Here is a 14,117-nt window from a genome sequence, read left to right on the forward strand (position 1 = left end):
CCGGCCGGGCTCAGGCGCGGGCGACGTGCACGCCGGCCTTCTCGCCGTCGCCGACCACCACCTCGGTGGCCCCGGTGGGCGTGCCGCCCTGGTCGGGGTCGACCACCGAGAACGACGTGGCCAGGGTCTCCCCCGCGATGAGGGCCTCGTGGGTGGCGGCGGCCCCGCGCACGGCCGGGCCGCCGGTGAGGGTCAGCGCGATCCGGTCGGAGACGTCGAGGCCGGCGTCGCGGCGGGCCTGCTGCACCGCGCGCACCAGGTCGCGCGCCAGGCCCTCGGCCGCGAGCTCGGGGGTGACGGCGGTGTCGAGCACCACGAAGCCGCCGCCGCGGGGCAGCAGGCCGACCGCGGTGGTGTCGTCGGCGGCGCCGGCGACGGTCTCGAGGGTGTACTCCCCCTCGACCAGCGCGAGACCGCCCGCGGTGACGGTGCCGTCCTCGGCCACCGACCAGTCGCCCGACTTCGAGCCCTTGATCGCGACCTGCACCTCGCGCCCGAGCCGGGGCCCGGCGGCGCGCGCGTTGACGGTGAGCCGCTGCGACACGCCGTACGACGCCGCCTCGGGCGCATCGGCGCCCAGCAGCCGCACGGTCTTGACGTTGACCTCGTCGGCGAGGATCGACTCGAAGCCGGCGAGCAGCGCGGGGTCGGCCACGACCACGGTGAGGGCCGGCAGCGGCAGCCGGTTGCGCAGCTGGCCGGCCTTGCGCAGCGCGGAGGTGGCCGAGCAGGCGTCGCGCACCTGGTCCATCGCCGCGACCAGCGCGTCGTCGCCGGGCAGCTCCTCGGGCGTCGGCCAGTCGGTGAGGTGCACCGAGCGGCCACCGGTCAAGCCGCGCCAGATCTCCTCGGTGGTGAGCGGGAGCAGCGGGGCGGTCGTGCGGCAGACGACCTCGAGCACGGTGTGGAGGGTGTCGAAGGCCGCCGCGTCGCCCTGCCAGAAGCGCTCGCGGGAGCGGCGGATGTACCAGTTGGTCAGCACGTCGAGGAAGGAGCGCGTGACGTCACAGGCCTCGGCGACGGCGTAGTCGTCGAGGGCGTCGGTCATCTGCTCGACGTACTGGCGGGTCTTGGCCAGCAGGTAGCGGTCGAGCGGGTCGCTGGAGGCGGTGGAGCGCTGCGCGGTGTAGCCGCCCTCGCCGGCGGCGTTGGCGTAGAGCTGGAAGAAGTACCAGCTGTTCCACAGCGGCATCATCACCTGGCGCACCGAGTCGCGGATGCCCTGCTCGGTGACCACGAGGTTGCCGCCGCGCAGGATCGGGCTGGACATGAGGAACCAGCGCATCGCGTCGGCGCCGTCGCGGTCGAAGACCTCGCGCACGTCGGGGTAGTTGCGCAGCGACTTGCTCATCTTGTTGCCGTCGGAGCCCAGGACGATGCCGTGGCTCACGCAGGCCGAGAAGGCGGGCTTGTCGAAGAGCGCGGTGGCCAGGACGTGGAGGGTGTAGAACCAGCCGCGGGTCTGGCCGATGTACTCCACGATGAAGTCGCCCGGGAAGTGGCCCTTGGCCGCGGCGGTGCCGTCGAACCAGTCGGCGTTCTCGAAGGGGTAGTGCACCTGGGCGTAGGACATCGAGCCCGAGTCGAACCACACGTCGAGCACGTCGGTGACGCGGCGCATGGTGGAGCGCTCGCCCTCGGGGCGCGGGTCGTCGGGGTTGGGACGGGTCAGCTCGTCGACCCACGGGCGGTGCAGGTCGCGCTCGCCGTCGGCGTTGCGGGGCAGGTCGCCGAAGTCGCGCTCGAGCTCGGCGAAGGAGCCGTAGACGTCGAGGCGGGGGTAGGCCGGGTCGTCGCTCTTCCACACCGGCACCGGGGAGCCCCAGAAGCGGTTGCGGGTGATCGACCAGTCGCGGGCGTTCTCCAGCCACCGGCCGAACTGGCCGTCCTGGATGTGCTCGGGCACCCAGCGGATCTGCTGGTTGAGCTCCAGCATCCGCTCCTTGATCGCGGTGACCTCGACGAACCACGACGAGACGCCCTTGTAGATCAGCGGCTCGCGGCAGCGCCAGCAGTGGGGGTAGGAGTGGTCGTAGGTCTCGCGGCGCAGCAGGACGGTGCCGGCGGTGACCGCGCCGGCCTCCTCGCCGGTGGCGCCGCGGGTGGCCGCGCGCAGGTGGTCGATGACGTGGGGGTTGGCGTCGAAGACCTGCATGCCGGCGTACTCGGCCACCGGCGCGGTGAAGCGACCGTCCTTGCCCACGGGCATGACCGCCTCGATGCCCTCGCGGTCGGTGACCTCCTTGTCGACCTCGCCGAAGGCGCCGGCGGTGTGGACGACGCCGGTGCCGTCGGTGGTCGTGACGGCGTCGTCGGCGGCCACGACGCGGAAGGCGCGGGCGTGGTCGGCGTAGTAGGAGAAGGGCGGGGTGTAGGTGAGGCCGACCAGGTCGGCGCCCCGGCGGCGGGCGAGCACGACCGGCTCGTCGCCGAGCTCGCGGGCGTAGGCGCCCAGGCGGGCCTCGGCCAGCAGGTAGCGCGCGGTCGCCTCGGTGCCGGGCACGGGCGCCTCGACGACGACGTAGTCGATGTCGGAGCCGACCATGACGGCGAGGTTGGAGGGCAGGGTCCACGGGGTGGTGGTCCAGATGAGCACCTTCGCGCCGTCGAGCTCGGCGTCGCCCTCGACGCCGTCGCGGGCGTGGAGGGTGTAGCCGACGGTGACCGCGGGGTCCTGGCGGTTCTGGTAGACGTCGTCGTCCATGCGCAGCTCGTGGTTCGACAGCGGCGTCTCGTCGTTCCAGCAGTAGGGCAGCACCCGGAAGCCCTCGTAGACCAGGCCCTTGTCGTGCAGGCTCTTGAAGGCCCAGATCACCGACTCCATGTAGTCGGGGTTCATCGTGCGGTAGTCGTGGTCGAAGTCGACCCAGCGCGCCTGGCGGGTGACGTAGTCGCGCCACTCGCCGGTGTACTTCATCACCGACTCGCGACACGCGTCGTTGAACCTGTCGATGCCCATCTCGACGATCTCGTCGGTGGTCTTGATGCCGTTGAGCCGCATCGCCTCGAGCTCGGCGGGCAGGCCGTGGGTGTCCCAGCCGAAGCGGCGCTCGACGCGCTTGCCGCGCATCGTCTGGTAGCGCGGCACGAGGTCCTTGACGTAGCCGGTGAGCAGGTGGCCGTAGTGCGGCAGCCCGTTGGCGAAGGGCGGGCCGTCGTAGAAGACGAACTCTCCCGAGCCGTCGTCGCCGGCGCTGCGCTGCTCCACCGAGGCCTGGAAGGTGCCGTCGGCGGCCCAGTAGGCCAGCACCTTCTCCTCGATCTCGGGGAAGCGCGGCGCGGACGGGACGGCGGCCTGGCCGGCCGTGGAGACCTGGGGATAGGTCATCGGGGTCATCTCCTGCGGTGCGTCGGGTCGTGGGCTGCCTCACCACGAGGACGACTCCCTGACGGGGACCGCGGTACCACCTCGCTTGCCCTGCCGCGCCGTGCGCGCCGTTGGGCGCGTGCGTCGGGCGGGGCCGCTCGTTGCGGGCTGTGACGGGCCTACCCGTCCGGGTCTAGTGAGGTCGCGCGGTCGGGGACCGCGCGACCCGTTCTTCCGGAGGCTCGCCGCTGATGACGGCTCGAGCGCCTGTGCTCCCAGGGTAGCCAGCCGGGCCCGTCCGCGGCCAACCGGTTCCCCGTCGTACGTCGCACCGCTCGGCTCCCGCGGTGGTCCGGCGAGGGGCCGGCGCGCGTCTTAGCGTCGCCTTGACCTTCCCTTGGAGCCGCGTTGGTGCGCACCGACGCAGAGTGGTGCCTGTGCTCGAGGAGACCTCGAGGAAGACCACCCCGATCCAGGAGACGACCATGACGAAGACCGTCCGCACCACGACCGCCCTCCCCACCGGCCGCACCCCCGGGCGTCGCCTGCGCCGCAGCCTCGCCGTCGCGGCCGTCGTCCCGCTGGCCCTCGGCCTCGCCGCCTGCGGCGACTCCGACGACGACAACGACGACGTCACCGCCCCGGCGCCCACCGCCACCGTCACCGAGACCGCCTCGGCCTCGCCGTCGACCGGCTCCTCCGACGACGCCTCCGACGACGCCTCGACCGGCGGCTCGGCCGGCGGCTCCGGCGACGAGCGCGCGCTCCTCGCCGCCGCGGCGACCGCCGTCGGCTCGGTGCAGGGCAGCACGCTCTTCTCCATCGACCGCGACGACACCGGCGGCTGGGAGATCACCGTCGTCGACGGTCAGGGCGTCGAGAACGACGTGGTCGTCTCCGCCGACGGCTCCTCGGTCGAGCGCGGCCCCGACGTGGACCAGGACGACGCCGACGACCAAGACGACCTCGCCGAGCGCCAGCAGCTGCTGAACGACGTGCAGGTCGACTACCGCCAGGCCGTCGAGGCCGCGCGCGGCGAGGTCGCCGGCGGCGTGGTCGAGGACGTCGACCTCGACCTGGAGAACGGCGCGGCCGAGTGGGAGGTCCAGGTGCAGGACGGCACCACCGAGCAGACCGTGCGCATCGACGCCGTCTCCGGCGACGTCAGCGGCACCGAGACCGACAACGACGACGACTGACCGCACCCCCGCGCCCTCCAGGCGCCCCCCGGCCGGACCGGGCCCGTCGCTGCGTGACGGGCCCGGTCCTTCGTCGTCCGGCCCCGGCGGGGTGGGTGGTCAGGGGAGGTGGCGGCCGAGGAGGTCGAGGAACTCGTCGGCCATGGCGAGCTGCCGCACGAGCTTCTCGCGGCGGGCGGCCGCCTCGGCCTGCACGGCGGCGAGCCGCTCACGGGCTGCGGCTCCCGGGGCGCCGGGGCCGGTGTCGGGACCGGGGCCCTCCTCGGCGAGGAGGTCGAGGTCGGCCAGGGCGGCGCCCATCTCCTCGAGGCTGAAGCCGAGCGGCTTCATGCGGCGGATGAGCAGGATCCGCTCGACGTCGCGCTCGGTGTAGAGCCGGAAGCCGCCGTCGGTGCGACCGGAGGGACGCAGCAGGCCCACCTCGTCCCAGTGGCGCAGGCTGCGCAGCGACAGGTCGGTGCGGGTGGCGACCTCACCGATGTGCATGGCGCGCGCCTCCGGGATCGGGTCGGACGGGTCGGCCGCGGGGCCGGCGGTCTCCTCGCTCACCTGGGTCTCCTCGGTCGGTGGGTGTGCTTGCGCGTCGGGTGGGAGCGATTTCAACCCTACCCTCACGTAAGGGTAGGGTTGCGCTCAGACTTCCGCCGGCGACGACGCCGGCAGCGCGCCCGGCGCGCACCACCCTCCCATCCCGTCCACCGACGCTCCCGACCGCCCGCGCACGCCGCGCGGACCGGGGCGTGCCGGTGTGCCCTGCCCCCGAACGGAGCCTCGTGACCACGCCCCCCTCCCTGCCGGCCGACGTGCCGGACGCCCGGCCTGACGCCACGCCGCCGCCCCGCCAGCCCGGCGTCCGCGAGGCGCTGCGCTCCCCCGCGCTGCTGCGCACCGAGGTGCTGGCCGGCCTCGTGGTCGCCCTGGCGCTGATCCCCGAGGCCATCTCGTTCTCGATCATCGCCGGCGTCGACCCGCAGGTCGGCCTCTTCGCGTCCTTCACCATGGCCGTCTCCATCGCCTTCCTCGGCGGGCGTCCGGCGATGATCTCCGCGGCCACCGGGGCGGTCGCCCTGGTCATCGCCCCGGTGATGCGCGAGCACGGCTACGACTACCTCATCGCCACCGTGCTGCTCGGCGGCGTGCTGCAGGTCGTGCTCGGCCTGGCCGGCTTCGGCCGGCTGATGCGCTTCATCCCGCGCTCGGTCATGGTCGGCTTCGTCAACGCGCTGGCCATCCTCATCTTCCTCGCGCAGCTGCCCTACCTCGTCGACGTGCCGTGGCTGGTCTACCCGATGGTGGCCGTCGGCATCGCCGTCATGGTCGGCCTGCCGCGCGTCACCACGGTCGTGCCGGCCCCGCTGGTCGCGATCGTCGCGCTCACCGGCTTCACCGTGCTGGCCGCGCTGTCGGTGCCCGACGTGGGCGACGAGGGCGAGCTGCCCGACTCCCTGCCCGCGCTCTTCGTGCCCGACGTGCCGCTGACGCTGGAGACCCTGCAGATCATCGCCCCCTACGCCCTGGCGATGGCGCTGGTCGGGCTGCTGGAGTCGCTGATGACGGCCAAGCTGGTCGACGACCTCACCGACACCCACTCCGACAAGACCCGCGAGTCGTGGGGCCAGGGCGCCTCCAACGTGATCACGGGCTTCTTCGGCGGCATGGGCGGCTGCGCGATGATCGGCCAGACGATGATCAACGTGAAGGCCTCCGGCGCCCGCACCCGGATCTCCACCTTCCTCGCCGGCGTCTTCCTGCTGGTCCTCGTGGTCGGTCTCGGCGACGTGGTCTCGATCATCCCGATGGCCGCGCTGGTCGCGGTGATGGTCATGGTCTCGGTCGGCACCTTCGACTGGCACTCGGTGCGCCCGCGGACGCTGCGCCGCATGCCGCGCTCGGAGACCACCGTGATGGTGGCTACCGTCGCGGTCACCGTGGCCACCCACAACCTCGCCATCGGCGTCGTCGTCGGCGTGCTCGTCGCGACGACCCTCTTCGCCCGCCGCGTCGCCCACCTCACCGAGGTCGACCGCCAGCTCACCGTCGGCCCCGACGGCGAGCCCACGGCGGTCTACCGCGTCACCGGGGCGCTGTTCTTCGCCTCCAGCAACGACCTCTACCGCCAGTTCGACTACGTCGGCGACCCCGCGCGCGTCGTCATCGACCTCAGCGAGTCGCACGTGTGGGACGCCTCAACCGTGGCCTCCCTCGACGCCATCACCACCAAGTACGCCGCGAAGGGCAAGCGCGCCGACATCGTGGGGCTCAACGAGGCCAGCGCCGAGCGCCACGGGCGGCTCACCGGACGGCTCGGCTCCCACTGAGCCGGGCCCACTGATCCGGGCCCACTGATCCGGGCCCGCTTTGCCGGCCTGCGAGCCGGGCCCACCGAGACGGGCCGGGCCACCGCGGCCCGGGGTCAGCGGGCGTAGGGCGCCAGCGGCGGCTCGGCGGTGACCATCGGCGAGGTGGCGCTCGACCGCGCGGTCTGCGCGAGGGCCGCGGCCACCTCGGCCGGGAAGGTGACGGGGTCGACGTCGGGCATCAGCGGCTGGCCGCAGGTCGCGGTGGGCACGCGGTCGAGGCGGGCCGGCCCGCGGTGCTCGAGGGCGTCGAGGCCGATCAGCCAGGCGGCGTTGTCGTAGGCCATGCCGAAGTGGTCGACGACCTCGGTCGGGCAGAGGTCCTGCACCGCGACGTTGGTGACGTTGCTCCCGGGGGCGAGGTGGGCCGAGGTGCTGGGCACGACGACCTCGTCGTAGCGCGTGCTGATCGCGGTGTAGTCGACCCGGTCGTAGGTCTCACGTCCGCGGTTGAGGGCGGTGAGGAAGTCGGAGCCGGCCAGCTGCTGCCAGTTGGCCGGGGTGCAGCGCCCGAGGGTCTCGCAGACGGCGCCGAAGACCTCGGTGCCGTGGTGGGAGGAGGAGAGCCCGACGTAGTCGTCGACCATGCCGCGGGTGTCGGGCCAGTACTTCAGCGCCCAGCGGCCGACCATGCCGCCCTGGCTGTGGCCCACGATGCTGATGTCGCGCCCGGCGCGGCGGTGCATGAGGCGGATCGCGCGCACGACGTACTCGCCGTTGACCTGGATGTCGGCGTTGGCGCTGTCGGGCGACTGCAGGTCGCAGTGGGCGCGGCGGCGGGCGTCGAGGGCGCGGTCCCAGTTCCACGACCAGTTGGCCTCGGCGCTCGACGTCGTGCCGTGCAGGAGGAGCACCGGAGCGCGGCCGCGGGTGAGGTCACCGGTGCAGTCGAGGGCCTCGAGCACCTGGGCGCGCGTGGGTCGCAGGTCGGGCCCCGGCGCACCGGCACCGGCCGCCCCGGCCGGCCCGGCCGTGAGGGCCTCCACGCCGGTCAGGGCGCTCACGAAGGCGAGGGCCGCCGCGGCGAGGGCGGCGGCCGGGCGCAGCCGGGCGGTGGACGGGCGGAGCGGCGTACGGCGCACGGGAGCGGCCTCTCGGGGGGAGACGGGATCACCCGCCCAACGACGCCCGGTGGCGATGGTCACGCCCGGCAGCGCCCGGGGCGGCCTCGATCCGGGGCCGACCGGGAGCCGCCCGGGTCCACCCGGACCCGCCGTCCTCCGGACGGGTCAGCGGGCGGCGGGCTCGGTGACCGGCAGCTCGAGCACGCGGGTCAGCAGGGCGCGGGCCTCGGCGCGCTCACCGGCGTCGCGCAGGTGGGCCGCGGCGTCCTCGGCGGTGCGCACCGCCAGCTCGACGTCGACGGGGCCGGCGGCGAGGAGCAGTCGCGCGGAGACCCGCGGCGGGCAGCCGGACTCGAGCGCGGCCACGGCGAGACGGTGCAGCAGGCCGGCGCGCACCGCGGGGGGCACGGTCTGCTCGACCAGGCGCCGCACGGCGTCGTGACGGTAGGAGACCCCTTCGGGTCCCTCGCGCAGCAGGCCGGCCGCGACCCCGGCGCTCTGCCAGCCCGCCCCCAGGGCGTGGTCGAGCAGCCCCCTCGGCGCCCCCGCCCCGGCCAGCGCGAGCACGGCCCAGGCGTCCAGGTCGCGGTCGCCGCCCCCGGCCACGACCCCGCCGACGACGACGGGCAGCACGTCCTCGAGACGGATCGCGGTCTGCGACGGGTCGGGCGCCCAGCGCACGAGGTCGAGGGCCGCGCGGGCGTCGGGCAGGTCGAGCACCGCCGTCAGGCGACCGGGCTCGCCGCCGCTGGCGCGGGCGTAGCCGGCGGCCAGCGAGGAGCCCGGCTCGACCTGCTCCCCCAGCGCCCGCGACACCACCTCGGCGACCGCGGCCCGGTCGAGGCCGGGCAGGTCGAGGACGCGCGCGCCGGGGAGGTCCTCGAGCGCGGGCACGGCACCATGGGCGCCGACGACGACGGCGACGCCGGACTCCCGCGCCGCGACCGCGAGCAGCGACTGGGCGGTGGGTCCGAGCAGGTGGGCGTCGTCGACCACGAGCACGACCGGGGAGTCGGGGGCGATCCCGCCCGGGCCGGGCAGCGCGCAGACGCCGCGGCCGGCGAGGCGCCGGCTCACCTCGTCGGCGTCGGCAGGGCGCACCAGCGCGGGGCGGCCGTCGAGCTCGCCGAGGAGGGTGTCGAGCACGCCCACGTCGTCGGCGGCCCAGCGGTCGGCGGCCGTGGCGAGGCAGCGGACGCCGGTGGCCGCGGCCAGGGGCACCACGGTGGCCAGGGCCGCCGAGACCCCGATGCCCGGTCGCCCGCGCAGCACGAGCACCCCGGCGCTGTGCACGGCGTCGGCGATCTCGGGCAGCAGGTGGGTGCGGCCCGGCAGGGCCGACGGGAGCGAGGCGGCGGACCCGCCTGCGCCGGCTGTGGTGGACGGTGTCGCCCTCGCGGACGCCGCGGCGTGCTGCTCGCTCATGGCTCCCCCCGAAGCACCGGCTCGTCCGACCCCCCGCCGGACGTCTCCAGGTTAAGCCCCACGGCGGCGAGCACCACACCGCCTCCCCAGGATCGGGGTCGGGGCGGGTGGCAGCGCGCCTCGCCCGCGGTGGCGGGCGCTGCAGTCCGGGGTCGTGGACCGCGGACGAGCCGCGGGGCGGGCCCGCCTAGGCTTGCCGCCGTGACTGAGGCCAACGACCCGACCGCCACCCCGACCCGCGCCTGGGCCCACGGCCTGGCGACCGTGACGAGCGACGACACCGTGCTGGACGTGTGGTTCCCCGAGCCCCGCCTCGGTGACACCCCGGCCGACGCGACCGCGCCGCGCGAGCTCGCCGACCTGGTCGGCGGCGACGAGGCCCGTGGCGTGCGCCGTGAGGTGCGCCTGGTGGAGATCGCCGACCTGCAGGCCGAGCCGACCTCCACCGAGGACGTCTGGCTGCGCCTGCACCTGCTGTCCTCCCGCCTGGTGCGCCCCCACACGATCTCGATGGCCGGCGTCTTCGGCCACCTGGCCAACGTCGTGTGGACCTCCGCCGGCCCCTGCGCCGTGCAGGGCTTCGAGCTGACCCGCGCCCGGCTGAAGGCCCGCGGCCAGCACGTCACCGTCTTCGGGATCGACAAGTTCCCGCGCCTGGTCGACTACGTCGTGCCCGCCAACGTGCGCATCGCCGACGCCGACCGCGTGCGACTGGGCGCCCACCTCGCCGAGGGCACCACCGTCATGCACGAGGGCTTCGTGAACTTCAACGCCGGCACGCTGGGGGCCAGCATGGTCGAGGGCCGCATCTCCGCCGGCGTGGTGGTCGGCGACGGCTCCGACGTCGGCGGCGGCGCCTCGATCATGGGCACGCTCTCCGGCGGCGGCACCCAGGTCATCTCGCTGGGCGAGCGCTGCCTGCTCGGCGCCAACGCCGGCATCGGCATCTCGCTCGGCGACGACTGCGTGGTCGAGGCCGGCTGCTACGTCACCGCCGGCACCAAGGTGACCCTGGTCGGCGAGCGCGACGAGGCCGGCGAGCCCCGCGTGGTGAAGGCCCTCGAGCTCTCCGGCTCCGACAACGTGCTCTTCCGCCGCAACTCCGTCTCCGGCGCCGTCGAGGCCGTCGCCCGCACCGGGCAGGGCATCGCGCTCAACGCCGACCTGCACGCCAACTGAGGCGCGGTCGAGGACCCACAGCCGCCGACCGGCGCGTTCTCAGGTGGTTCTTGGCCGGTCCCAGGACAATCGACCCATGAGGACCTCCGTGATCGCCGCAGGCTCCGCCGTGGCCGCGCTGGGGGTCGTGGGGGCCGTGGGCTACGGCGTCTACCAGGAGGTGGCGCCCTCGCTCGACGGCGAGACCTGCGTCGCCACCGTCGACGGCCGCTCGGTCGAGCTGAGCGTGGAGCAGGCCGAGAACGCCTCGCTCATCGTCGCGACCGCCGTGCGCCGCGGCATGCCCGCCCGCGCGGCGTCGATCGCCCTGGCCACGGCCTACCAGGAGTCGAAGATCGTCAACATCGACTACGGCGACCGCGACTCCGTCGGCCTCTTCCAGCAGCGCCCCTCGCAGGGCTGGGGCACCGTGGAGCAGATCCTCGACCCGACCTACGCCACCAACGCCTTCTACGACGAGCTCGAGGAGGTCGACGGCTACGAGTCGATGGAGATCACCGTCGCCGCCCAGGCCGTGCAGCGCTCGGCCTTCCCCGACGCCTACGCCGACCACGAGGACGACGCCCGCGTCATCGCCTCGGCGCTGACCGGCAACTCACCGGCCGCCTTCACCTGCGAGAGCGACGACTCCGCCGAGGCCGCCTCCGACACCCTCGGCGACAACGGCCTGGTCGCCCGCGCCGAGCGGGTGCGACGCGACGTCGACCGACACTTCGGCCGCCAGGCCGTCGGCGGCTTCGCCCCCGGCGGGGTCAGCACCGGCCACATGGAGGGCTCGGCGCACTACGAGGGGCGCGCCGTCGACCTCTTCTACCGCCCGGTGAACCCGACCAACCTGGTGCGCGGCTGGGCGGTGGCGCAGTACCTCGTGGCGCAGGCCGAGCGCCTCGACGTCGCCACCGTCATCTACGACGCGAAGATCTGGACCTCCGGGCGCGCCGACGAGGGCTGGCGCGACTACACCCCCGACACCTCCGGCCGCTCCCCCGAGACCGCCGCGATCCTCGAGCACCGTGACCACGTGCACGTCGACGTCCTCGACTGACCCGCTCGGTCAGCGCGTGAGGCGCTCGACGGCGGCGTCGACCCGCTCGTCGCTGGCGGTGAAGGCAACGCGCACGTGCTGGCGACCGGCCGCGCCGTAGAAGGCGCCAGGAGCCACGAGGATGCCGCGCTCGGCGAGCCAGGACACGGTGTCCCAGCAGTCCTCGTCGCGGGTCGACCAGAGGTAGAGGGAGGCCTCGGAGTGGTCGACGCGGAAACCGGCGTGCAGCAGCGCCTCGCGCAGCCGGGCGCGCCGGGCGGCGTAGACGGCGTGCTGGGCCACGACGTGCTCGTCGTCGTCGAGGGCGGCGGCCATCGCGACCTGCACCGGCCCGGGCATGATCAGGCCGAGGTTCTTGCGCACGGCCAGCAGCTCGGCGACGACCGGGGTGTCGCCGGCGACGAAGGCGGCGCGGTAGCCCGCGAGGTTGGAGCGCTTCGACAGCGAGTGGACCGCGAGGATCCCCTCGAGCGAGCCGCCGTTGACGTCGGGGTGGAGCACCGAGACCGGGGTGGTCTCCCAGGCGCACTCGAGGTAGCACTCGTCGGAGACCAGCAGGGCGCCCCGCTCGCGGCACCAGTCGACGACCTTGCGCAGGTGCTCCGGCGGCAGCACCCGGCCCGAGGGGTTCGAGGGCGAGTTCAGCCAGACCAGCGCCGGGGTCTCGGGGCCCAGGGAGGTCAGCGAGTCGGTGGCCACGGCCCGCGCGCCGACGAGGGAGGCGCCGACCTCGTAGGTCGGGTAGGCCAGCGCGGGGTAGGCGATGAGGTCGCCGGGGCCGAGACCGAGGTGCAGCGGCAGCGCGCCGATGAGCTCCTTGGAGCCGATCGACGGCAGCACCTGGTCGGTCCCGAGGCCGGTCACGCCGTGGCGGCGCGCCAGCCAGTCCACGACGGCCTGGCGGGTGCGCTCGAGGCCGACGGTGGTCGGGTACCCCGGCGAGTCGGTCGCGCCGGCCAGCGCCCGGCGCACGACCTCGGGGGTCGGGTCGACCGGCGTGCCGATGGAGAGGTCGACGACGCCGTCGGGGTGGGCGCGCGCCCGGGCGGCGTGCCCGGTGAGGGCGTCCCAGGGGAAGTCGGGCAGGCGCGCGGAGACGGTGCCCCGCGCGCCCGGCCCGGCCGTGTCGCTCAGTGGTCCTGGTTCTGCGGGGGGAGGGCGGCGATGAAGGGGTGGTCGTGGTCGATCTCCCCCATCTTCGCGGCGCCGCCGGGCGAGCCGAGCTCGTCGAAGAACTTCACGTTGGCGTCGTAGTAGTCCTTCCACTCCTCCGGCGTGTCGTCCTCGTAGAAGATGGCCTCGACCGGGCAGACCGGCTCGCACGCACCGCAGTCGACGCACTCGTCGGGGTGGATGTAGAGCATCCGCTTGCCCTCGTAGATGCAGTCGACGGGGCACTCGTCCACGCAGGCGCGGTCCTTGACGTCGACACACGGCTGGGAGATGACGTAGGTCACCGGGATCCTCCTGGGAGTGGAGATCCAGGCCGGGGCCTGGGGGTGCTGATGGATTCCCACAGCCTAGTATCCCGGCGTGCCCGACGCCGCCCCCGCCCACCGCTTGGGTCCGCACGTCGTGGGCACGCGGGTCGTCGTGAGGCGGGTCGTGCGCGGCGGCGGCGCCTCGGGCGACGAGCCCGAGACCGGCCCCACGGGCGGCCCCGCCTTCACCGACCTGCTCGGCACCTGCACGGCCTGGGGCGCCGAGACCTGCACGATCGCCCCGGAGCGGGGCGAGCCGGTCGAGATCGCGCTGCGCGACATCGTCTCGGGCAAGCCGGTGCCGCCGCGCGCCTCGGTGCGCCAGCGGGTCTCGGCCCGCGAGGCCGAGGGCCACTCCTTCTCGGCCTTCCCCGACGTCGAGCGCCGCGACCTGGGCGACTGGGTGGCCCGCAGCGACCCGATGCCGGTGGGGAGGCCCTTCAAGCGCGCCAACTCCTGCCTGGCCGTGGGCGACCCCGGCGTGCCGGTGGCCGAGGCCCTGACCCGGGTCGAGGCCTTCTACGCCGAGCGCGACCGGCCCGCGCTGCTGCAGGTCGAGGCCGACGGGCCGGTCGAGGCCGCCGCGCTCGCCGCGGGCTGGGGGCTGCTGCCGCACGGGGAGGTCGAGTTCCGGCTCGGCTCGCTGGCCGCCGTACGCCGACGCCGGCGCGGCCTCGCCCCCGCCGTCGACCGCACCCACGTGGAGGTCACCGGCGACCGGGCGCTCGCGGTGGTCGCGACCTCGGCGGGCCGCATCGCCGAGGGCCGCGCCATCCTCGACGGCGACTGGCTGGGGCTGCACGCGCTCAAGGTCCGCCTCGAGCACCGCCGCCAGGGCCTGGCCGGCGAGGTGATGGACGCGCTGCTGGAGTGGGGCGCCGAGCGCGGGGCGAGCACCGTGTGGCTGCACGTCGAGACCGACAACGAGCCCGCCCTCGCGCTCTACGACGGCCTGGGCCTGCTGCCCCACCACCTCACGCGCTACCTCCTCCCGCCCGGGGTCGCCGCGTGGCCGGGCGACGGCTCCACCGGCGGCGGGCCGGGCGGCGGGACCTGAGCC

Annotated in this window: 11 protein-coding genes; 5 read left to right on the forward strand and 6 right to left on the reverse strand. The window is 74.6% G+C overall.

Translation table 11 applies throughout. From position 1 onward, the window contains the following. Positions 1–10: 10 nt before the first annotated feature. A complete protein-coding gene (ileS, locus tag ASF50_RS12675; protein ID WP_056904666.1) occupies positions 11–3,328 on the reverse strand; it encodes an isoleucine--tRNA ligase in 3,318 nt (1,105 codons plus the stop codon). A 464-nt stretch (positions 3,329–3,792) separates the two neighbouring features. Here ileS and ASF50_RS19915 point away from each other — a divergent pair, with 464 nt between their 5' ends. After that, positions 3,793–4,506, forward strand: coding sequence for a PepSY domain-containing protein (locus ASF50_RS19915; RefSeq protein ID WP_156718263.1), 714 nt, complete (start codon positions 3,793–3,795; stop codon positions 4,504–4,506). A 99-nt stretch (positions 4,507–4,605) separates the two neighbouring features. Here the strand turns inward: ASF50_RS19915 and ASF50_RS12685 are convergent, their stop codons facing one another. Further along, complete coding sequence (locus ASF50_RS12685; protein WP_200920136.1) at positions 4,606–5,055, reverse strand: MerR family transcriptional regulator; 450 nt, start codon at positions 5,053–5,055, stop codon at positions 4,606–4,608. Between the two features lie 314 nt (positions 5,056–5,369). On the opposite strand from ASF50_RS12685, the gene ASF50_RS12690 reads away from it, so the two are divergent. Further along, positions 5,370–6,824, forward strand: a complete 1,455-nt coding sequence (locus ASF50_RS12690; RefSeq protein WP_414855741.1) for a SulP family inorganic anion transporter — start codon at positions 5,370–5,372, stop codon at positions 6,822–6,824. Between the two features lie 95 nt (positions 6,825–6,919). Here ASF50_RS12690 and ASF50_RS12695 read toward each other — a convergent pair whose 3' ends face one another. Further along, complete coding sequence (locus ASF50_RS12695) at positions 6,920–7,945, reverse strand: lipase (protein WP_056904668.1); 1,026 nt, start codon at positions 7,943–7,945, stop codon at positions 6,920–6,922. Positions 7,946–8,092: 147 nt separating this feature from the next. Then, positions 8,093–9,352, reverse strand: coding sequence for an ATP-binding protein (locus tag ASF50_RS19685; RefSeq protein ID WP_056904669.1), 1,260 nt, complete (start codon positions 9,350–9,352; stop codon positions 8,093–8,095). Between the two features lie 201 nt (positions 9,353–9,553). On the opposite strand from ASF50_RS19685, the gene dapD reads away from it, so the two are divergent. Continuing rightward, positions 9,554–10,531 (forward strand): 2,3,4,5-tetrahydropyridine-2,6-dicarboxylate N-succinyltransferase, encoded by a 978-nt coding sequence (dapD, locus tag ASF50_RS19690; RefSeq protein ID WP_056904670.1) that lies wholly within the window; start codon positions 9,554–9,556, stop codon positions 10,529–10,531. 76 nt (positions 10,532–10,607) lie between these two features. Continuing rightward, a complete protein-coding gene (locus ASF50_RS12710; protein WP_056904671.1) occupies positions 10,608–11,576 on the forward strand; it encodes a hypothetical protein in 969 nt (322 codons plus the stop codon). 9 nt (positions 11,577–11,585) lie between these two features. Here ASF50_RS12710 and dapC read toward each other — a convergent pair whose 3' ends face one another. Then, on the reverse strand, positions 11,586–12,710 hold the full coding sequence (gene dapC, locus ASF50_RS12715) for a succinyldiaminopimelate transaminase (RefSeq protein WP_056905011.1): 1,125 nt from the start codon (positions 12,708–12,710) through the stop codon (positions 11,586–11,588). Beyond that, on the reverse strand, positions 12,707–13,033 hold the full coding sequence (gene fdxA / locus ASF50_RS12720) for a ferredoxin (protein ID WP_056862274.1): 327 nt from the start codon (positions 13,031–13,033) through the stop codon (positions 12,707–12,709). The genes dapC and fdxA overlap by 4 nt, the downstream gene beginning before the upstream one ends. 76 nt (positions 13,034–13,109) lie before the next feature. On the opposite strand from fdxA, the gene ASF50_RS12725 reads away from it, so the two are divergent. Beyond that, positions 13,110–14,114, forward strand: a complete 1,005-nt coding sequence (locus ASF50_RS12725) for a GNAT family N-acetyltransferase (RefSeq protein ID WP_056904672.1) — start codon at positions 13,110–13,112, stop codon at positions 14,112–14,114. Positions 14,115–14,117 lie beyond the last annotated feature (3 nt).

This window comes from Nocardioides sp. Leaf307, assembly GCF_001423135.1.
In the GTDB taxonomy this organism is placed as follows: Bacteria; Actinomycetota; Actinomycetes; order Propionibacteriales; family Nocardioidaceae; genus Nocardioides; species Nocardioides kribbensis.